17 protein-coding genes are annotated in these 19,720 nt (G+C 65.9%); 11 read left to right on the forward strand and 6 right to left on the reverse strand.

Features of this window, described 5'->3' with window-relative positions:
- Nucleotides 1–187: 187 nt before the first annotated feature.
- Nucleotides 188–892 carry a hypothetical protein gene (locus QX051_RS27490; protein ID WP_315778284.1) on the reverse strand — a complete coding sequence of 235 codons (705 nt, stop codon included), beginning with the start codon at nucleotides 890–892 and terminating at the stop codon, nucleotides 188–190.
- A gap of 1,359 nt (nucleotides 893–2,251) precedes the next feature.
- Here QX051_RS27490 and QX051_RS27495 point away from each other — a divergent pair.
- Nucleotides 2,252–4,885 carry a TIGR02302 family protein gene (locus QX051_RS27495; RefSeq protein WP_315778285.1) on the forward strand — a complete coding sequence of 878 codons (2,634 nt, stop codon included), beginning with the start codon at nucleotides 2,252–2,254 and terminating at the stop codon, nucleotides 4,883–4,885.
- 62 nt (nucleotides 4,886–4,947) lie between these two features.
- On the opposite strand, the gene QX051_RS27500 is transcribed toward QX051_RS27495, so the two are convergent.
- The gene (locus tag QX051_RS27500; protein ID WP_315736220.1) at nucleotides 4,948–5,778 is read right to left on the reverse strand and encodes a MurR/RpiR family transcriptional regulator; all 831 of its coding nucleotides are present in this window, start codon (nucleotides 5,776–5,778) and stop codon (nucleotides 4,948–4,950) included.
- 212 nt (nucleotides 5,779–5,990) lie between these two features.
- Between QX051_RS27500 and QX051_RS27505 the strand changes: the two genes are divergently transcribed.
- On the forward strand, nucleotides 5,991–8,339 hold the full coding sequence (locus QX051_RS27505; protein ID WP_315778286.1) for a phosphocholine-specific phospholipase C: 2,349 nt from the start codon (nucleotides 5,991–5,993) through the stop codon (nucleotides 8,337–8,339).
- 58 nt (nucleotides 8,340–8,397) lie between these two features.
- On the opposite strand, the gene QX051_RS27510 is transcribed toward QX051_RS27505, so the two are convergent.
- A complete protein-coding gene (locus QX051_RS27510) occupies nucleotides 8,398–8,862 on the reverse strand; it encodes a metallophosphoesterase family protein (RefSeq protein WP_315778287.1) in 465 nt (154 codons plus the stop codon).
- A 29-nt stretch (nucleotides 8,863–8,891) separates the two neighbouring features.
- Entirely contained in the window at nucleotides 8,892–9,374 is a 483-nt protein-coding gene (greA, locus tag QX051_RS27515) for a transcription elongation factor GreA (RefSeq protein WP_315778288.1), read from the reverse strand.
- A gap of 221 nt (nucleotides 9,375–9,595) precedes the next feature.
- Between greA and QX051_RS27520 the strand changes: the two genes are divergently transcribed.
- The 7 genes from QX051_RS27520 to QX051_RS27550 all read left to right on the forward strand — a co-directional run bounded on the left by QX051_RS27520 (nucleotide 9,596) and on the right by QX051_RS27550 (nucleotide 16,112).
- Complete coding sequence (locus QX051_RS27520; protein WP_315778289.1) at nucleotides 9,596–10,408, forward strand: IclR family transcriptional regulator; 813 nt, start codon at nucleotides 9,596–9,598, stop codon at nucleotides 10,406–10,408.
- Between the two features lie 31 nt (nucleotides 10,409–10,439).
- Complete coding sequence (locus tag QX051_RS27525) at nucleotides 10,440–11,384, forward strand: dihydrodipicolinate synthase family protein (RefSeq protein WP_315778290.1); 945 nt, start codon at nucleotides 10,440–10,442, stop codon at nucleotides 11,382–11,384.
- Nucleotides 11,385–11,461: 77 nt separating this feature from the next.
- Complete coding sequence (locus tag QX051_RS27530; protein ID WP_315778291.1) at nucleotides 11,462–12,286, forward strand: ABC transporter ATP-binding protein; 825 nt, start codon at nucleotides 11,462–11,464, stop codon at nucleotides 12,284–12,286.
- On the forward strand, nucleotides 12,279–13,118 hold the full coding sequence (locus QX051_RS27535) for an ABC transporter permease (protein ID WP_315778292.1): 840 nt from the start codon (nucleotides 12,279–12,281) through the stop codon (nucleotides 13,116–13,118). The genes QX051_RS27530 and QX051_RS27535 overlap by 8 nt, the downstream gene beginning before the upstream one ends.
- A gap of 18 nt (nucleotides 13,119–13,136) precedes the next feature.
- A complete protein-coding gene (locus tag QX051_RS27540) occupies nucleotides 13,137–14,207 on the forward strand; it encodes an ABC transporter substrate-binding protein (RefSeq protein ID WP_315778293.1) in 1,071 nt (356 codons plus the stop codon).
- Nucleotides 14,204–14,908 (forward strand): SDR family oxidoreductase, encoded by a 705-nt coding sequence (locus tag QX051_RS27545; RefSeq protein WP_315778295.1) that lies wholly within the window; start codon nucleotides 14,204–14,206, stop codon nucleotides 14,906–14,908. Before QX051_RS27540 ends, QX051_RS27545 begins: the two co-directional genes overlap by 4 nt.
- 34 nt (nucleotides 14,909–14,942) lie before the next feature.
- Nucleotides 14,943–16,112 (forward strand): mandelate racemase/muconate lactonizing enzyme family protein, encoded by a 1,170-nt coding sequence (locus QX051_RS27550; RefSeq protein ID WP_315778296.1) that lies wholly within the window; start codon nucleotides 14,943–14,945, stop codon nucleotides 16,110–16,112.
- Between the two features lie 388 nt (nucleotides 16,113–16,500).
- Here the strand turns inward: QX051_RS27550 and QX051_RS27555 are convergent, their stop codons facing one another.
- Nucleotides 16,501–16,881, reverse strand: a complete 381-nt coding sequence (locus QX051_RS27555; protein ID WP_315736231.1) for a response regulator — start codon at nucleotides 16,879–16,881, stop codon at nucleotides 16,501–16,503.
- A 54-nt stretch (nucleotides 16,882–16,935) separates the two neighbouring features.
- Nucleotides 16,936–17,787: an MJ0042-type zinc finger domain-containing protein gene (locus tag QX051_RS27560; protein ID WP_315756098.1), complete on the reverse strand. Its 852-nt coding sequence runs from the start codon at nucleotides 17,785–17,787 to the stop codon at nucleotides 16,936–16,938.
- 214 nt (nucleotides 17,788–18,001) lie between these two features.
- On the opposite strand from QX051_RS27560, the gene ftsE reads away from it, so the two are divergent.
- Together ftsE and QX051_RS27570 are read left to right on the forward strand one after the other, a co-directional pair.
- Entirely contained in the window at nucleotides 18,002–18,661 is a 660-nt protein-coding gene (gene ftsE / locus QX051_RS27565) for a cell division ATP-binding protein FtsE (RefSeq protein ID WP_006615648.1), read from the forward strand.
- Nucleotides 18,654–19,622 (forward strand): ABC transporter permease, encoded by a 969-nt coding sequence (locus QX051_RS27570; protein WP_315736232.1) that lies wholly within the window; start codon nucleotides 18,654–18,656, stop codon nucleotides 19,620–19,622. The genes ftsE and QX051_RS27570 overlap by 8 nt, the downstream gene beginning before the upstream one ends.
- Nucleotides 19,623–19,720 lie beyond the last annotated feature (98 nt).

A 19,720-nucleotide genomic window follows, 5' to 3' on the forward strand; every position in this document is an offset into this window, starting at 1 on the left:
TCTCTTCTCGGAAAAGGAGTGCGCCAACTATCTCAGAAACTCAGGATATGTTTCCGTATAAATACAGCATGCTCTAGGTAGCGGTAGTCGCAAGTTTTCTGCAGCGTCACCGTAATTCCCTGGACGGATTGTCTGGCTGTCGTTCTTCTGAGCATCGCGGTTGAGATATTTGAAGTGCGAGCGCAACCTACATCACTGCGTTGACCGCCGTAGATTTATCGTTTGGCCCAAACCAATCGGCATTATTGTGCAGTGGACAATTGGTGGCGTAGCCTTTCCGGAGCCCTTCAATGTCGAAATAGTAACAGAAGTTCGTGTATCGTGATCTTTGGAAGACGTCGACGTAGAGAATTGTGCCGTAAACGTAGAAGCGGTGCGTCCCTCCTTGAATTTTTGAGATGTCATCCTTCAGCAGGGTCATAGTCAGTGTGTCGGCATACCGTTCTTCGTTTGGAGCGTCCACCGTTGTAGTTTGCGATGGCAAGGTCGCCATGTGATCTAGGTAAAACGTCTTGGCGTTCATAGGAAACGTTTCAGTTCGCATGCGCCATTTGACGGCAACGCTCCCGGCGGGAGTTTGTCCGTACACTTTGTAAGCAGGTGTTTCGCTTACATCCCAACTGCCATCAGGCTTTTCCAAAAAGAAGCTTCGACCGTGGGTTACGTGAATGTAGGCTCTCAAATAACGTTCTTCGTTGTCGCTAGCGATCCAGGCCTGCCAGCCGGTGAAGGCCGCTGCCGCGACTCCTCCTATCGCTGCAACGAACGCGAAGAATGTCATTAGGTAGTCAAGCAGATGCTTAGCCGGCGGTGCCACGTCCGCTCCAGACCGCCACGATGCGCTACCAGAAGACGACTCAGTATTCGCGCCTTTTTGCGCTTGGTCGCTCATTCGCGAATTTCTCTTGCCGCGCTTGCTGTTCATGTTGCTGATAGCGATGGGGGGGGTACGCTTAGACGGCATCAAGTCCACATGCCGTCCGGTGTCTTTGAGTAGCTGCAATGTTCTCACGAAGCAGATCTATCTGCTGCTTCATTCGAGGAGTAGGATTTGAAGCACCCTCAAGGCGGTTCAATGCGGCCCGCCGGGAATCGAGGTATTCGCGAGTCGAAATATCGATGCTGGCTCGGATTGTATCCAAGGACCGCTCCCTTTTGATTCGGTCGGGGGAACAAAGATAGCGCCCCTGATCTCTTCATGTAAGACGCATCTTGTGTTCTACGGGCGCACAATCGACCGGGATATCTCGTCTAGGATTACGATGAAGCTGCAATTAGCGGTTTGGCTTGGTGGGCGGACGAGCTTTTCGGTTTCGATCGACGATTCGGCTCGCGGTGCCCAACGCGTCTGCCGCCTGCTGCGTCGAACAACAAGCCTCACGAACACTTTCAGCGGGCGTCACCCTGTTCACGGGCGTCGCTCGGTTCGGCTGCTCTACAAAAGATACGTGTTGCGCTTTATCCGAAATCGTGCTCTACTCCCCCGCATCCCGTCCCGCTGAGGGGGCGCTTCGCGATCGTCACGGACGTCGGGTGCGGGATGCGGTGGGCGCATTGGGGCGCAGCGCGGGCTTGCTCGCGCGGACGAACGACCCCGGTGCGACGATGAAGTCGCGTGGTTCTGGCATCGCGGTGCTGATGCCAAGCAGGCCGATGACGAGTCGACTGTGACGGGGGCAAGACAGCCGTTCCCCGGGAAGATCGCGTATAAGTCGTAACACCATCGCGCAGGGAAGGCCGGGTGATCTCGGCTGAGCCTGTGGTTCTACCGCGTGCTTTTTGTTGCACGCGGACCATGGGCGCCGGCCGGCGCCCGGCCTTCCCTGCGCCCTCGCTTCTCGAGAGGGTGAGATGTCAGGCATCCCTCGGGCGCCGAATGCGTCGCGAGAGCAATGGTGCTCGTCTCGCTGATGATTCCTCCGCGGGGGTGTTTGATCATGTGCATCGTAACGTTCGCCACGACGTCATTGCGAGGAGCGCAGCGACGAAGCAATCCAGAGTCCCGCCCGGAGCCCTGGATTGCTTCGCTGCGCTCGCAATGACGGAGTTTGGGGTGGGCGGCGGGCGTCACACTCGGATGTCGATGTTATCGGGACGGCCCGCCGTCATCGGGCCACCCCGTAGCTTTCCGGGAACCCGGCGGTCACACTCCCGTGTGAACCGCGGCCGGCGCCGGGAAAGTCCCCGCAGAGCGGGTGCCTCACGGCTGCCTTTGTGCTAGGTTGAACATCCGGGCAACCTGGAGGGATTGTTGAGCGGTGTCACCCCCGAGCCGGCTGGGCCGGCAAGCAGCACGCCCGATGGCCTGACGCATGATGGCTTGGCGCGGCTGAAGCTGGCGCAGGCGCTGAAGCGGGCGCGTCTCGCCATCGCCTGGGAGCGCGGCTGGCCGCACGTCGCCCGGCTGCTCACGGTGGTCGGTCTGTTCTTGATCGTGTCCTGGGCCGGCCTCTGGCTCAGCCTGCCGTTTGCGGCGCGCATGATCGGGATCGGCCTGTTCCTGCTGCTGTTGCTCGGCGCCGCCGTGCCGATGCTGCGCTTTCGCTGGCCCGGCCGCGACGAGGGCCTGGCGCGGCTCGACCGCGGCTCGGGCATCGCCCATCGCCCCGCCACCGCACTCACCGACACGCTCACCACTCAGGATCCGCTGGCCCGCGCGCTGTGGCAGGCGCAGCGCGAGCGCACTTTGGCCTCGATCAAGCGCATCCGCGCCGGGACGCCGCGGCCGCGGCTGTCGCTGCACGATCCCTGGGCCGTGCGCGCGCTGGTCGTCGTGCTGCTGGTTGCGACCTCTATCGCGGCCGGTGACGAGCGGGCGCTGCGGGTGGCCTCGGCGTTCGACTGGAACGGCGTGCTGACGCCGGTCACGATCCGCGTCGATGCCTGGGTCAAGCCGCCGCTCTACACGGCGAAGCCGCCGATCATCCTGTCCGCCGCCAACAAGGAAGGCGCGGTGCCGGCGAGCGGCCCGATCGTGGTGCCCCAGGGCTCGACGCTGATCGTGCGTTCCAGCGGCGGCAATCTCGATGTCATCACCGGTGGCGGCGTCGCCGAGGCGGCGCCCGGCGAGGGCGCGGCCGGCGAGGCGGCGCCGAAGGGCACCACCGAGAAGCACTACACGATCAAGGCCGACGGCACCGTTCACGTCCGCGCGCCCTCGGGGCAGCCGCAATGGGTGTTCGCGGCGACGCCGGACAAGCCGCCGGTCATCAGCATGGCCAAGGACCCCGAGCGGCAGGCGCGCGGCTCGCTGAAGCTGTCCTACAAGCTCGAGGACGATTACGGCGTCACCGAAGCCCGCGCCCGGGTCACCGCGCGGCCTGTCGAAGGCAAGGCTGCCGAGAGCAAGACGGCCGACGCGCCCGCCGCGCGGCCGCTGTTCCAGCCGCCGGAGTTTCCGCTGGTGCTGCCGAACGCGCGCACCCGCAACGGCGTCGGCCAGACGGTGAAGGATCTCAGCGAGGACCCCTACGCCGGCGCCGACGTCACGCTCACGCTGACAGCCAAGGACGAGGCCGGCAACGAGGGCACCAGCGAGCCGTTCGAGACCAGGCTGCCGGAGCGGCTGTTCACCAAGCCACTGGCGCGGGCGCTGATCGAGCAGCGGCGGATCCTCGCGCTCGACGGCAACCGCAACGGCGACGTGTTCACCGCGCTCGACGCGCTGGCGATCGCGCCGGAGCTGTTCACGCCCGAGCCCGGCCAGTATCTCGGCCTGCGCTCGGTGACGCGGCAGCTCGAAGCGGCGCGCACCGACGATGCGCTGCGCGAGGTGGTGGCGAGCCTGTGGGCGCTGGCCGTCACCATCGAGGACGGCAACATCTCCGACGTCGACAAGGCGCTGCGCGCGGCCCAGGACGCGCTGAAGCAGGCGCTGGAGCGCGGCGCCAGCGACGAGGAGATCAAGAAGCTCGCCGAGGACCTGCGCAAGGCGATGGACAACTACATGCGCCAGCTCGCCGAGCAATTGCGCAACAACCCGCAGATGGCGCAGCGGCCGCTCGACCAGAACACCAAGATCCTGCGCCAGCAGGACCTGCAGAACATGATCGACCGCATGGAGCGGCTGTCGCGCCAGGGCGACAAGGAGGGCGCGCGCGAGCTGCTCGAGCAGCTGCAGCAGATGCTGGAGAACCTGCAGATGGCGCAGCCCAACCAGGGCGGCGACAACGACATGGAGCAGGCGCTCAACGAGCTCGGCGACATGATCCGCAAGCAGCAGCAGCTCCGCGACAAGACCTTCAAGCAGGGCCAGGATTCGCGCCGCAACCGCAACAAGCAGCAGGGCGACCAGGACCAGAGCATGGGCGACCTGCAGCAGGACCAGCAGGCGCTGCGCGACCGTCTCAAGCAGCTTCAGGACCAGCTCGCCAAGCGCGGCATGGGCCAGAAGGGCGAAAAAGGACAGAAGGGTCAGAAAGGCCAGAAGGGGCAACAGGGTCAGCAGGGCGATCCCGGTGATCAAGGCGACCAGGGCGATTCCGGCGACGGGCTCGACGACGCCGACAGCGCGATGGGCGATGCCGGCAGTCAGCTCGGCGACAACAATGCCGACGGCGCGGTGGAATCGCAGGGCAAGGCGCTGGACGCGCTGCGCAAGGGCGCAAAGAGCCTCGCCGAGGCGATGCAGCAGGGCGACGGCGACCAGCCCGGCGACGGCCCCGGCCAGCGCGCCGGCCGCCAGCAGGGCGCGCAGCAGACCGATCCGCTCGGACGCCCGATGCATCCCGGCCGCGACATCGACGATTTCTCCCAGAAGATCCCGGGCGAGATCGACGTGCAGCGCGTCCGCCGCATCCTCGAGGAGCTGCGCCGCCGTCTCGGCGATCAGTCGCGGCCGCAGCTCGAGCTCGACTACATCGAGCGGCTGCTGAAGGACTATTGAGGATGGGTCGGCCACGGGAGGTCATGCCCGTGGCTCACCGTTTTGACCGGAGGCCGCGTCGGTCAGTAGCGTTTCTCGGACAGGATGCGCGCCGCGTGCTGCAGCCTGTCGACGGAGCGTTCGGTGTCGGTGAGGGCGCAGCAGCTGACCAGCGTATCGATGATGGCGAGCTGCGCCACGCGGCTGCTCATCGCCTCCGGGCGATAGCGCGTCTCGTTGGCGACGGTGTAGAGCAGCACCTCGCAATGCGCCGCCAGCGGCGACTTGCCGAGCCGGGTGATGCCGATGGTCCGCGCGCCCGCCGCCTGCGCCAGCCGCGTCGCCAGCACGGTCTCGACCGTGCTGCCCGAATGCGACACCGTGACGGTCGCGACGTCGGGCCCGGTCATCCCGGCGCTGACCGCCTGGACATGCGAATCCACGATCGCATTGGCCGCCAGCCCGAGCTGCAGCAGCCGGTACGACAGGTCCTGCGCGATCGGCGCCGAACTCCCGATGCCGTAGATCTCGACGCGCCGCGCCTGCCGCAGCAGCTTCGCCGCCTGCGCCAGCGCGTCCATCGACAGCAGCCGCCGCGTCTCCTGCAGCGAGGCGGCATGCGCCGCGAAGATGTGGTCGGTGACCGTCGCCGGATCATCGCCGCGATGCAGGTCCTCCTGGATCAGCCGGACCGGCTCGATCAGGTCGCGCGCCAGCATGATCTTGAGCTCCTGAAAGCCCCGCACCCCGACCCGCCGGCAGAACGACACGATCGTTCCCTCGCTGACGCCGCAGGCTTCCGCGACCTCGGTGATCGACATGTGGATGAACGGCTCCGGCCGGGCGATGACCAGCTCCGCGATCTGCCGCGCCTTCGGCGGCAGCTCGTTCTGCAACTCACGAATACGAAACAAGATGCCGTTCGCGCCCGGCCCAGAACGAAAGGTCGATCCCATCACGCTGCGCCCCCGATACTGAGAAAATCTCATTCAGATTCATTTCGTAAATAAAAATTTCACAGCGCTGTCAAGTCGCGCTGATACGCCAGCGACGTTCGCAGGAGCAGGTCGGGCTCGCCCCGCCAACCCTGAATACGTTCTTCAAGATTTCAAAAGGTCGTATCAGCATGACAACACGTCGCGATTTTCTGGCAGGCGCCACGGCGGCGGCTGCCTTCGCCAGCATCCGCCAGGCGCTGGCCATTCCGGCACGGCGCCGGACCGGCACCATTCAGGACGTCAAGCACATCGTCATCCTGATGCAGGAGAACCGCTCCTTCGATCACTACTTCGGCACGCTGCGCGGCGTGCGCGGCTTCGGCGACCGCTTCCCGATCCCGCTGGAGAGCGGCAAGCCGGTCTGGTTCCAGTCCGACGGCTCCCGCGAGATCCCGCCCTATCACCGCGACTCGGCGACCTCCAACGCGCTGGTCGGCTACGGCACGCCGCATTCGTTCGGCGACAGCCAGGCGGCGTGGAATCAGGGCAAGATGGGCTATTGGGCGAAGTACAAGACGCCCTATGCGATGGGCTATTTCGGCCGCGACGACATCCCGTTCCAGTTCGCGCTCGCCGAGGCCTTCACGCTGTGCGACGCCTACCATGCCTCCATCACCACCGGCACCGATCCGAACCGCATCGTGTTCTGGTCCGGCTCCAACTTCAATCCGGCGCTGCGCGCGCAGGGCATCAACAGCACGACCAACGACTCCGAGCCCAACAACCTGCGTTGCTGGCCCAATCCGCACAATTGGGTGGCCGGCCAGCCGCAGCCGCAAGCGACCTACAAATATGTCGGCAGCGACTTCAATTGGGATACGCTGCCCGATCTCCTGAACAAGGCCGGCGTGAGCTGGCACATCTATCAGGACATGAACGACAACTGGACCGGCGCGATGCACGGCTGCCTGGCGTTCTCCAGCTTCCGTCATGCCCAGCCCGGCGATGCGAACTACGTGCACGGCCTGACCGGCGGTCCGGATTATCTCGACCGGCTGAAGGCCGACGTGATGGCCGGCACGCTGTCGGAGGTGTCGTGGATCCTGCCGACCCAGGCCAACTCCGAGCATCCCGGCGGCGGCAGCCCGACCCGCGCCGGCAATTTCACCGACCAGGTGCTGGAAGCGCTGACGGCCAATCCCGAGGTCTGGAGCCAGACCGTCTTCCTGCTGACCTTCGACGAGAATGACGGCTTCTTCGATCATCTGCCGGCACCGGCGGTGCCGTCCTACGACGCCAGCGGCAAGCTGATGGGCAAGGCGACCTTGCGGCTCGACGGCGAGTATTTCTCCAACACCGTCGGCAACGTGCTGACTGCGACCGACACGGTCAGCGGCAACATCCGCCCGTGGGGGCTCTCTGCGCGCGTGCCGATGTATGTGGTGTCGCCGTGGAGCAAGGGCGGCTGGGTCAACTCGCAGGTGTTCGACCACACCTCGATCGGGCGATTCCTCGAGAAGCGCTTCGGCATCAAGGTCGACGCCATCAGCCCCTGGCACCGCGCCGTCTCCGGCGATCTCACCTCGGCGTTCGATTTCGCCAGCCCGAACGATCCGCGCTTCCCGGAGCTGCCTGACCAGAGCAACTGGCAGGCGTCGGACGCGCACCAGAAGACCTTGCCGGCGCCGGTTGCGCCCGCGACACCGCAGCCGCTGTTCCAGGAGAGCGGCGCGCGCTATTCACGTCCGCTGCCCTACATCCTGCACGCCACCGCGAAGGTCGACGCCGCCGCGGGCAAGGTGAAGCTGTTGTTCGCCAACACCGGCTTCGCCGGTGCCGTGTTCCACGTCTACGACAAGCAGCATCTCGATCTCATTCCGCGCCGCTACACCGTCGAGGCCGGCAAGATGATCGACGATGAATGGAGCGTCGGCAGCGACGGCCTGTATGATCTCTGGGTGCTCGGCCCGAACGGCTTCCATCGTCATTTCAAGGGCGACCTCGACAAGGTCAGGCCGTCGAATGCAGCCAGCCCCGAGATCTTCGTCGGCTACAACGTCTTCGAGGGCGGCCTGCACATGCAGCTGCGCAACGACGGTCATGCTCGCGCGAGCTTCACGGTGAAGTCCAACGAGATCTATGGGCCGTTGCAGGCCGTCACCGCCTCGGTCTCGGCCGCGCTGGAGCCCCGATGTCCCGGCTTCGGTCCGCTGCCCGGCTTCCATGCGGTGGGTTTTGGCGCGGTGCCGGGTTTCCGCTCGGCTCCCGACTTCGATGCTCCGGGCTTCGGCTTCGGCGCGCCAACCTTCTTCCCCGGACCGGGCCATGGCGGTCCGTCCACGTCGTGGACGGTCAAGGTGTCCGCGCCCGGACGCCACGGCGAGCTGTACTGGCAACTGCGCAAGTCCGGCCATTGGTACGACTTCGTCGTCACCAGCGACACCGACGACAGCTTCTATCGCCGCGTCGCCGGCCACGTCGAGACCGGCCGTCCCTCGTTCAGCGATCCCGGCATGGCGCTGGCCGACCGCTTCTGATCGATGCATCTCATACGAGGTTCGGGGAGGGCGCCCATGGGCGCCCTTTCGCTTTGCTTCAGGCGCTGCCGAGATCGTGGATCGCGGGTGACAGTTGGCCTGCGGAGATGTTCAGCGTCGCCAGCGTGATCGGCAGCTTGAAGCGACGCGGCCCTGCGCTGCCTGGATTCAGGTAGAGCACGCCGTCGCGCCTCTCGATGCCCGCGCGATGCGAGTGACCAGACACGACGATGTCGATGCCCGACGTTGCAGGATCGACCGCGAGGTCGTGGACGTCGTGCACGACATGGACGGCACGCGTGCCGAGCCTGATGGTTTCGGTGGCGGGATATGCATTCGCCCAGTCTGCCGTGTCGATGTTGCCGCGGATCGCAGTCACCGATGCGATCAGGCGAAGCCGGTCAACGATCTCGTGCCGGCCGATATCGCCGGCGTGGATGATGTGATGGACGCCCGACAGACATCGCACTGCCTCCGGCCGCAGCAGCCCATGCGTGTCGGAGATGATTCCAACTTTGAGCATCGTTTCCTGCCGGCGTGATGGGTACCGCCTCAGGCGATCGTGAGAATCTCCAGCTCTTGTCCGGTAACCTCGACGACGTCGCCGGCCGACTTGCCCATCAGCAGGCGAGCCACCGGCGAGACGTGCGAGATCATGCCGCGCTTCGGATCAGCCTCATCCTCGCCGACGATCGTGTAGGTCTGCACGCGGCCGTCGCCGCGCTTGAACGTCACCGTGCTGCCGAACGCGATCTGCTCCGTCGATGTCGGCGCCGGCATCACCTGCGCGGTCCGGACACGCGCTGCAAAGTAGCGCGCGTCGCGCAGCGGCAGCGCCGACTCCCGTCGCCGCTCGTTGACGTCCTCGATTTCCTGCGCCGCTTCATGGGCCGCCTGCGCCTCGCGCAACTGCCTCTCGAGCGCCTTGAGTCCCGCCTCGGTGACGAGGTTCGGATGCGGCGAGACCGGCCGGTCGGGCAGCTGCGTTTCGGCGGCCGTTTCGGCGCTCTCTTCCTTGGTGAATGCGACGCTCACGCCGGACTCCTGAAAAAGGCCGCGAGATGTCGCGGCCCTCAGGGAGAGATCATGCCGGCTGCGCAGATTTCAAGCCGTGCGCGCATGCGGCGTGCGAGCGCGCTTGACAGAAGCGGCTACGCGCATTCTAATATACGAACTATAGTTCGCAATCCGAACCATACAAATCAAAATGCCGGTCGTCAAGGCCGGCGTCAGTCAGGAAACGTCGGAGCCTCCAAGTGGACGAGGACAGCAAGGCTGGCAAAAGCGTCGTGCAGTCGCTGGCCAAGGGCTTTCAGGTGCTGAACGCCTTCACCAGCGAGGAGCCCGAGCTGGTGCTCGCCGACGTCGCGCGCCGCGCCGCCCTCGACAAGGGCACCACGTTCCGCCTGCTCAACACGCTCGTGATGCTCGGCTATGTCGAGAAGGTCGGCGACACCAGGCGCTTTCGCCTCACGCTCAAATGTCTCGACCTCGGCTTCAACGCGATCGCGCGCTCGGAGCTGCGCACCCAGGCGCGCCCGATCCTGCGCAGCCTGGTCGGCGAGATGAACGAGGCCGCCTCGCTCGCCGTGCTCGACGGCAGCGACATCGTCTATGTCGAGCGCATCCAGGCCGGCCTGGTCCGGCTCGGCGTCGACGTGCGGATCGGCAGCCGGGCGCCGGTCTATTCGACCGCGGTCGGCCAGGCCATTCTCGCGCTGCTGCCGGTCGAGACGCAGATCCAGGTGCTGGAGGCGCAGCCGCGCATCAAGCGCACCGAGACCACGATCACCGAGCTCGACGCGCTGCTGCAGCGTCTGCGTCAGGTGAAGGCGGCCGGCTACGCGTTGTCAAATCAGGAAAATGCGCCCGGGCTGTGCGTGCTCGCGGCACCGGTCATCGATCGCGACGGCATTCCGCTCGCGGCGATCAGCATCGCTGCGCCCACCATGCGCATCACGGCGGACGACTTCGAGCGGCTCGGCGTGGCGCCGCTGCTCAGAGCGGCCGCTCAGCTGTCGCGGGCTCTGGAGGCGATGGGCGGGGCGAGCGCGACGGTCTCGAAATGATGAACATCGATGTGACGAAACAGGAGCAAGCATGAGCGTCATGACCAACTTCAAGGGGATCATCCCGGCGATCGCCGTCCCCTTCAACGCCGACCATTCGATCGACGAGGCCGAGCTGTCGCGCTACGCCGCCTGGCTCGGCAAGCGCCGCGGCATCGTCGGCATCATGACCAACGGCCACACCGGCGAGGTGTTCAGCCTCACCGCGAAGGAGCGCGCCGAGGTGACGCGCATCGTCGCCAAGGCGCTTACCGGCATCTGCCCGACCATCTCGTCGGTGGTTTGCGAGGGCATCAAGGACGGCATCGAGCATGCGCTGATGGCCAAGGAAGCCGGCGCCACCGCGCTCGACATCATGCCGCCGCATCACTGGCTGCGCTTCGGCTTCAAGCGCGAGCACTGCCTGGATTATTTCAGCGCGATCGGCGAGGCGACCAGGCTGCCGCTGATCGTGCACGTCTATCCCGCCTGGACGCGCGCCTCGTTCTCGTCCGAGCTGCTCGCCGAGCTCGCCCGTCTCGATCATGTCCAGGCCTTCAAGATCGGCACCCGCGAGATGAACAAATATGCCCGCGACCTCAAGGCGATCCGTGCGGCGGCGCCGCACAAGGCGCTCCTGACCTGCCACGACGAATATCTGCTGGCGTCGATGGTGCAGGGCGTCGATGGCGCGCTGGTCGGCTTCGCCTCGCTGATTCCAGATCTGATCTACGATCTGTTCGCGGCCGTCACCGCCGGCGACCTCAAGCTTGCGATGAAGCTGCAGGGCATGATCGATCCGCTGAAGGACGCCGTCTATGGCGGCGGCGAGCCGACCGGCGAGGCGCATGGCCGCATGAAGGCGGCGATGCAGGTCGCCGGCGTCATCCGCGACGCCACGGTGCGCCCGCCGACCCATACGCCCAGCGCGGAGGAGATGGCCGCGATCCGCGCCGCGGTCGCGGCTGCCGGTCTGACGGTGCAGGCTGCGGCCTGATTGATCGACAAGCGACGGTCGGGTGTGGCCCGGCCGTCACTCCAGACGACAACGAATAACATTCCGGGTGGACGCTCATGCTGATGATGGATGTCGACAATGCGCCACGGCGTGCCGCCGCGCCGGACGATGTGCTGATTGCGATCGAGCAGCTGTCGAAGACCTACGTCTCGGCCTCGGGCGCGGCCGTCCATGCGCTGAGCCGGATCTCGCTCGACATCAAGCCGGGCGAGTTCGTCTGCGTCGTCGGCCCCTCCGGCTGCGGCAAGAGCACCTTGCTGCGTCTGCTCGCGGGGCTTGATAGTTACAGCGACGGCCGGCTGCTGCTCGATGGCGAGCACGTCGCCGGTCCCTCGCGCAAGGTCGGCGTCGTGTTCCAGGCGGCCAATCTGCTGCCGTGGATGACGGTGCGCGACAATGTCGGGCTGCCGCTGCGCGTCGGCGGCCAGCATGCGCCGGCCGGCGACCGCATCGATCGTCTGCTCGCCGTGACCGGCCTTGCCGATTTCGGCGACAAATATCCCTATGAGCTGTCCGGCGGCATGCAGCAGCGCGCCGGCATCTGCCGCGCGCTGGCGCGCGATCCCGAGATCCTGTTGATGGACGAGCCCTTCGGCGCGCTCGATGCGCTGACGCGCGAGCGCCTGAACCTCGAGCTGCAACGGATCTGGCAGGAGAACCGCAAGACCATCCTGCTGATCACGCACTCGATCTCCGAGGCGATCTTTCTCGCCGACCGGGTCATCGTGATGTCGGCCCGCCCCGGCCGCATCCTCGCTGATCTCCACGTGCCCATTCCGCGGCCGCGCACGTTCGACGACATCGTGTTGCATCCGGACTATGCGCGGCTTGCCAGGGAAGTCCGCGGACTGCTCAATGCGCAGGAGCACGGCCATGACTGATCTCGCCAACGTCGCCGTTTCAGCCGTGTCCCAGAAGCCCGCAAGTCCGCGCCGCCGCATCCGCCTGGGATCGCCGATCGCCTGGATCGGCCTCGCGGTGCTGATCCTGAGCTGGATTGCCGCGGTCAACCTGCTGAACATTCCGTCCTACATCCTGCCGAAGCCCGAAGCCGTCGTCCGCGCGCTGTGGTCCGGGCTCGCGGTCAGCCCGGCCAGCCCGCTCGGCTATTACCTGCCATTGTGGAGCACGCTCAGCAATGCCGCGGTCGGCTGCGCCATCGGTGTCGGGCTCGGCCTGGTCATCGGTTCGCTGATGGCGGAAGTGGAAGCGATCGAGCGCCTCGTGATGCCCTATGCGTTCGCGCTGCAGAGCCTGCCCAAGGTGGCGATCGCGCCGCTGATCGTGATCTGGTTCGGCTTCGGCGACGGCTCCAAGATCGCGATCTCGGCGCTGCTGTCGTTCTTCCCGGTGCTGATCAACAGCTTCACCGGCCTGCGCGCGGTCGAGCCGGAGCGCATCGACCTGATGCGCTCGCTGTCGGCGTCGCGCTTCGAGACCTATCGCATCGTCAAGCTGCCGAACGCCGCGCCCTTCATCTTCGCCGGCCTCGACATGGCCGTGGTCTATGCGCTGCTCGGCGCCATCGTCGCCGAGTTCCTCGGCGCGCAGCGCGGCATGGGCGTCGTCATCACCCAGGCGCAGGCGGTCTCCGATGTCGCCGGCGTGTTCGCGGCGCTGATCATTCTCGGCGTGCTCGGCATTGTGCTGCACGGGATCGTGCGCTGGTGCGAGGCCAAGGTCGTGCACTGGGGCGCCAACCGCAAAAAATAAAGCAGGGAGGAACGAAGAATGGTTTCGCGCAGGTCATTCCTGAAGGGCAGCGCCGGAGCGGCGTTGCTGATGAGCGGCGCTCCGGCCGGGCTGATGGCCGCCGACGTCAGAAAGATCCGTTTCGGCGTTGGCCTCAAGGCGCTCAACGCCACCGTCATCAATTGCGTGATCGGCGAGGCGCTCGGCTACAATGCGCTGGAGGGTTTTTCGCTCGACGTCCAGGCGCTCGGCACCAACGCCAACGTCCAGGTCGCGACCGATCGCGGCTCGGTGGCGATCGGCGTCGGCGTGCCCTCGACGGCGCTGCCGCTGCTCGCCAAAAATGAATGGGGCGGCGCGAAAATGTTCTATCAGTACACCTACCCCTACAAATGGGACATCGCCGTCCCGCCCGGCTCTGCGCTCAAGAGCTACACCGATCTCAAGGGCAAGAAGATCGGCGTCTCGGACTTTGGCGCCACCGAATATCCGGTGACCAAGAATGTGCTGAAGGCGCTCGGCCTCGATCCGGACAAGGACGTGAGCTGGGTCGCGGTCGGCAACGGCACGCCGGCCGGCGTCGCCCTGCAGCGCGGCGTGGTCGATGCGCTGGCCTATTTCGACACCGGTTTTGGCCAGATCGAAGCGGCCGGCATCGAGCTGAGCTACCTGCCGCGTCCGACCTCGATCCCGATGGTCGGCGGCCAGTTCCTGATGGCGATGCCCCAGACGTTCGAGAAGGACAAGGATCTGCTGATCGGCTTCGGCCGCTCGGTCTGCAAGGCCTCGCAGTTCCTGCTCGCCAATCCCGCCGCCGGCGCCAGGGCGTTCCTGAAGCTCTATCCGGAGACGGCGCCGCGCGGCGCCAGCGAGGACGAAGCCGTGAAGGCCGTGCTGCAGTCGATCAGCCGCCGCATCAAGCTCTACGCGCCGCCCTATGCTGATACGAAGATGGGCGCGATCAACGAGCAGGAGTTCCGCACCGAAGCCGCGATGAACGGGCTCGACATCAAGGACTACAATGCGCTCTACACCAATGAGCTGATCGACAAGATCAACAATTTCGATGCAGTGAAGGTCAAGGCCGAGGCGGCTGCGTACAAGGGATGACAGTGGATCACGACAGCAGTTCCGGTTTTCGCCACGCGGTGGTGACCGGAGCCAGCTCCGGCATCGGCCGCGCCATCGCCGAGCGCCTGCTGGCGGCCGGCTGGCGCGTGACGGGCATCGACCGCGCGCCGTCGGCGTTCTCACATGAGGGCTTTCGAAGTCTGCAAGCTGATCTCGCCGAGCCGCACGCGCTGGTCGCGCAACTCGCAGGCATCGGCGTCGTCACTGCGCTCGTTCATGCTGCCGGCTACATGCGCGTCGGAAGGCTCGGCGAACTCACGCGTGAGAATGGCGAAGGCATGTGGCGCGTCCATGTCGGCGCGGCGGAGGTGCTCGCCAATGCGCTGGCGCCGCACATGACGGAGGGCGGGCGCATCGTCCTGATCGGCAGCCGCACCGCCAATGGCGCGGCCGGCCGCAGCCAATACGCCGCGACCAAGGCGGCACTCACCGGCCTCGCGCGCTCCTGGGCAATCGAGCTGGCGCCGCGCCTGATCACCGTCAACGTCGTCGCTCCGGCCGCGACCGACACGCCGTTCCTGCGCGATCCCAGCCGCGCGGGCACCGCGCCGGTGCTGCCGCCGATGGGGCGCTACGTCGATCCAGCGGAGGTGGCCGCGCTCACCGCCTTCCTGCTGTCGCCGGACGCGGGCGCCATCACCGGACAGACCATCACCATCTGTGCAGGCGCCTCGCTGTAGAGCGGCGCGTGCGGCCCCGACCAGGAGAATGACCATGACCGTCCGTATCGTCGACGTCCGCGAGGTGACGAAGCCGATCTCATCGCCGATCCGCAATGCCTATATCGACTTCACCAAGATGACCTCCAGTCTCGTCGCCGTCATTACCAATGTCGAGCGCAACGGACGGCCCGTCGTCGGCTACGGCTTCAATTCCAACGGCCGCTACGGCCAGGGCGGCTTGATCCGCGAGCGCTTTCGCGCGCGCCTCCTGGAAGCTGACCCGACATCGTTGCTCGATGCCAGCAAGGACAACATCGATCCGGACAAGGCCTGGGCGGCGATGATGATCAACGAGAAGCCCGGCGGCCACGGCGAGCGCTCGGTCGCGGTCGGCACGTTGGACATGGCGATCTGGGATGCGGTCGCCAAGATCGCCGACAAGCCGCTGTTCCGTCTGCTCGCGGAGCGGCACGGCCGCAAGGCCGAACCGCGCGTCTTCGTCTACGCTGCCGGCGGCTACTACTATCCCGGCAAGGATCTCTCGGCGCTCCGCCGCGAGATGCGCGGCTATCTCGAGCGTGGCTACAATGTCGTGAAGATGAAGATCGGCGGCGCCCCGATCGATGAGGACCGTGAGCGCATCGAGGCCGTGCTCGATGAGATCGGCTCCGGCCATCAGCTCGCCGTCGATGCCAATGGCCGCTTCGACCTGGAGACCGCCATCGCCTACGCCAAGATGCTGCGCGACTATCCGCTGTTCTGGTACGAGGAGGCTGGCGATCCGCTCGACTATCACCTGCAGGCGACGCTGGCTGACTTCTATCCCGGCCCGATGGCCACCGGCGAGAACCTGTTCAGCCACCAGGACGCGCGCAACCTCATTCGCTATGGCGGCATGCGTCCCGATCGCGACTGGCTGCAATTCGACTGCGCGCTGTCCTACGGCCTGTGCGAATATCTGCGCACGCTCGACGTCCTCAGGACCTACGGCTGGTCGCCGTCACGCTGCATCCCGCATGGCGGCCACCAGATGTCGCTCAACATCGCCGCCGGCCTCGGCCTCGGCGGCAATGAGAGCTATCCCGACCTGTTCCAGCCCTATGGTGGCTTCCCCGACGGCGTGAAGGTGATCGATGGCCACATCACGATGCTGGACCTCCCCGGCATCGGCTTCGAGGGCAAATCCGATCTCTATGCCGAGATGCGCGCGCTCAGCGCGTGAAGCTGAGCGGGGCGTCCGACGGCCGCCCCAGCGTCATTGCGAGCGCAGCGAAGCAATCCAGACGGTCTCCGCAGAGGGATTCTGGATTGCTTCGCTGCGCTCGCAATGACGGAGGAGAGAGGATCAGTTCCTTCAGCGACCTTTACGCAGGCGCGAGCCCATCAGGCATGTCCGCGCTCCATCGCACCCATCGCTGTCGTCCCGGGCAAACCGCGATGGCGCGAAGCGACGGCGTGGTGCCGACCCGGGACCCATACCCCCAGGGAGATGTGATGGCGCGAGATGTGGGACCAGTCTTGTCCCTCAACGGCGGCGGTGGCTATGGATCCCTGCGTTCGCAGGGATGACAGCGCGGACTGCAGCAACGTCGAGGATTATCGTTGGCGCGCTACGCCTTGCCCGCCTTCGACGCCAGCGCGTCGGCGACCGCGGTTCTGATATCGGCGACCGAGAACGGCTTGGTGATGACGTCGTGAGCGATCGCGCTGAGATTCGACGCGCGCTCGCGCTGATGGGCAAAGCCCGTCATCAGCAGGATGGTCAAATCGGGAAAATCGCGTGCTGCCGACAGCGCCAGCGCGATGCCGTCCATGATGGGCATCTGGATGTCGGTCAGCAGCAGGTCGAAGGCGCCGGCCTCGCGCGTCAGGATGTCGAGCGCCTCGGCACCGTCCTGCGCCGTCACGATCTCATGTCCATCCATGGCAATGGCGCGCGCGACCAAGGTCCGCATCGAATCTTCGTCGTCGGCGATCAGCACGCGCGACATGTCGTTTCGTCTCCGTCTCGTTGGCCCCGCGAGAGAGCCGCGAGACCGGAACCATCATGCACTGCCGGCGGCGAGGTCGCGCCGGTTGAAGAACCGTATATCGATATTGCGGCCTTCGGGAGGGGGCGAGGCGAGCCGCGACTTGAACGTCGTGCGCTCGCCGGGCTTGAGCGCGGTCTGATCGAGCAGCGTGTTCCAGGCGTAGATCTCGGTGCCCTGCGCGTCACGGACGCTGAAACGCAACCGCGGCAGATCGACCGATTTCTTCGTCAGGCTGACGATCGTTCCCTCGATCACCAGCACCGGCTTGCCGTCGACGGTTTCGGTCGCCACCTTCAGGTCCTTGAAGTTCAGGCCGCGCAGGTTCACCTCGAGCCCGACCAGCTTGTAGAACGACGCCGTCTGCGGCAGCAGCCTGACGACGTCGGCGCGCCACACCACCAGCGCAATCGTGAGCGCCGCCATGGCAGCCGTCAGCACCGGCAGGTTCAACAGCTTATTGCCTGGGAAATCCGGCAACGTCGGGCGCCTGATGAGCTTGCGGAGACCGGCGAGGCGCGAAGCCCCGCCCTGCGCCGGCTGCTCGGCATCGGCTGTGTCGTCGGGCTCGGCGAGGGCATCCTCGGGCCAGCCGGCAGCCAGCGGCGGACTTTCCACATCGGGCGTCCGTTCGTCGTCGTCTTCCTGGCGCGCGAGGGCTTCCCACTCGTCGGCGGCGTCACGGGGCGCGGCCGACGCGCCGGCCTCCGCCATGGCAGGCATGGGGGCGGGCGCCTCGACCGCATCCTCCGGTCGTGCCAGCCAGACCTCCTTGCAACGGGAACAGCGTACGCTGCGGCCAGCCATACCCAGGGTTGCCAGGTCGATGGCATAAGATGTCGTACAATGAGGGCAAACGATGAACATCGCGCCTGTTCTCCAACGGCCATTGCCGCTTTGTTTCCGACAGTTCGTGCTACAAGGACCGCCATGTCGACGAACTTCGGAACTCAATCGCGCCAATGGTACACGGCGACCGTTAACGAACCGGAAACCATAACGGGCGCTCAATCGGGCCATCGTACCGCTGAGCTTGGAGCGTGCGGGTCTGCCGCGCACGCGGTCGAACGGAGCTGACGCTTTGGTTCGGTTCGAAAATGTTGGGCTGCGCTATGGATTGGGGCCGGAGATTCTCCGCGACCTCAGTTTCCAGATTCCTGCCCATTCCTTCCAGTTTCTCACCGGCCCGTCGGGCGCCGGCAAGACCTCGCTGCTGAAGCTGCTGTTCCTGTCGCTGCGGCCGACCCGCGGTCTGGTCAATCTGTTCGGCTACGACATCTCGCTGCTCAGCAAGGAAGAGATCGCCGATCTGCGCAAGCGCATCGGCATCGTGCTGCAGGACTTCCGGCTGCTCGACCACATGACGACCTATGAGAACGTGGCGTTGCCGTTTCGCGTCATGGGTCGCGACGAGTCAAGCTATCGCAAGGAGGTCATCGACCTCCTGAAATGGGTCGGCCTCGGCGAGCGCATGGATGCGCTGCCGCCGATCCTGTCGGGTGGTGAGAAGCAGCGCGCGGCGATCGCGCGCGCCGTGATCTCGCGGCCGCAGCTGCTGCTCGCGGACGAGCCGACCGGCAACGTCGATCCGACGCTCGGCCGCCGCCTGCTGCGGCTGTTCATCGAACTGAACCGCTCGGGCACGGCGGTGATCATCGCAACCCATGACATCACGCTGATGGACCAATACGAGGCCCGCCGGCTGGTGCTGCATCAGGGACGATTGCACATCTATGAGTAGCGTAGACGATCGCGGCCTCCTGGTCGATCTCGGCGACGACCGCCCGCAACTGCCGGCGCAGGCCCGCATCGTGTCGCCGATCGTGCCGCGCGCCTCGATCGCGGGCCGTGCGCTGGTCGCCGTGGTGGCGATCATGACCTTCCTGGCCTCGATCACGACCGGCGGCGTGCTGCTGGTCAGCGAGTCCGCGGCCGAATGGCAGTCGGAGGTGGCGAGCGAGATCACGGTTCAGGTTCGCCCCAAGACCGGCCGGGATCTCGAGCGCGACATTGCCCTGGTGACGGAGGCGATGCGGGCGCAGTCCGGAATCGTGGAGGTCCGGCCATTCACGAAGGAGGAATCGAGCAAGCTGCTGGAGCCGTGGCTCGGCAGCGGCTTGTCGTTCGATGAGCTTCCGGTGCCCCGCGTCATCATCGCACGCGTCCAGCCCGGCACCAGCTTCGATCTCAACGCCCTGCGCGCCCGCGTGACCCAGGTTGCGCCGACCGCCAGCGTGGATGACCACCGCGCCTGGATCGAGCGCATGCGCTCGATGACCGGTGCTACCCTGTTTGCAGGCTTCGGCATTCTCGTGCTGGTGATCGCGGCCACCATCATCTCGGTGTCGTTCGCGACCCGCGGCGCGATGGCCGCGAACCGGCCGATCGTCGAGGTGCTGCATTTCGTCGGCGCCGGTGACCGCTACATCGCCAATCACTTCCTGCGGCACTTTTTGCAGCTCGGACTGGAGGGGGGCGTGATCGGCGGCGGCCTTGCGATGCTCGGATTCGGGTTCTCGGAGTCGATCGCCAACTGGTTCTCCGGCACCCCCGTCGGCGATCAGTTTGCGGCATTGCTCGGGACGTTCTCGCTGCGCCCGCTCGGCTATGTCGCGATCGCGCTGCAGGCCATCGTGATCGCCGCGGTGACCGGCTGGGCCGCACGCCGGACCCTGTTCACGACGCTGGCGAGCATCGACTGATGGCGGCTTCTATCCCCAGCCATCTCGTTGCGGATTTCACTTGGCCCGAAAACCGCCTAAAATCGTCTGCGCCGGGGTGAGGCAGGACGGGGTGAGCT

It is taken from the genome of Bradyrhizobium sp. SZCCHNR1053, assembly GCF_032381235.1.
In the GTDB taxonomy this organism is placed as follows: Bacteria; Pseudomonadota; Alphaproteobacteria; order Rhizobiales; family Xanthobacteraceae; genus Bradyrhizobium.

Bases quoted from the DNA above. Each gene is read 5' to 3' on its own strand.
- QX051_RS27490 (WP_315778284.1), bottom strand. From the start codon at position 892: ATGAGCGACCAAGCGCAAAAAGGCGCGAATACTGAGTCGTCTTCTGGT.
- QX051_RS27505 (WP_315778286.1), top strand. From the start codon at position 5,991: ATGACAACACGTCGCGATTTTCTGGCAGGCGCCACGGCGGCGGCTGCC.
- QX051_RS27510 (WP_315778287.1), bottom strand. From the start codon at position 8,862: ATGCTCAAAGTTGGAATCATCTCCGACACGCATGGGCTGCTGCGGCCG.
- QX051_RS27525 (WP_315778290.1), top strand. From the start codon at position 10,440: ATGAGCGTCATGACCAACTTCAAGGGGATCATCCCGGCGATCGCCGTC.
- QX051_RS27530 (WP_315778291.1), top strand. From the start codon at position 11,462: ATGCTGATGATGGATGTCGACAATGCGCCACGGCGTGCCGCCGCGCCG.
- QX051_RS27535 (WP_315778292.1), top strand. From the start codon at position 12,279: ATGACTGATCTCGCCAACGTCGCCGTTTCAGCCGTGTCCCAGAAGCCC.
- QX051_RS27540 (WP_315778293.1), top strand. From the start codon at position 13,137: ATGGTTTCGCGCAGGTCATTCCTGAAGGGCAGCGCCGGAGCGGCGTTG.
- QX051_RS27545 (WP_315778295.1), top strand. From the start codon at position 14,204: ATGACAGTGGATCACGACAGCAGTTCCGGTTTTCGCCACGCGGTGGTG.
- QX051_RS27550 (WP_315778296.1), top strand. From the start codon at position 14,943: ATGACCGTCCGTATCGTCGACGTCCGCGAGGTGACGAAGCCGATCTCA.
- QX051_RS27555 (WP_315736231.1), bottom strand. From the start codon at position 16,881: ATGTCGCGCGTGCTGATCGCCGACGACGAAGATTCGATGCGGACCTTG.
- QX051_RS27560 (WP_315756098.1), bottom strand. From the start codon at position 17,787: ATGTTCATCGTTTGCCCTCATTGTACGACATCTTATGCCATCGACCTG.
- QX051_RS27570 (WP_315736232.1), top strand. From the start codon at position 18,654: ATGAGTAGCGTAGACGATCGCGGCCTCCTGGTCGATCTCGGCGACGAC.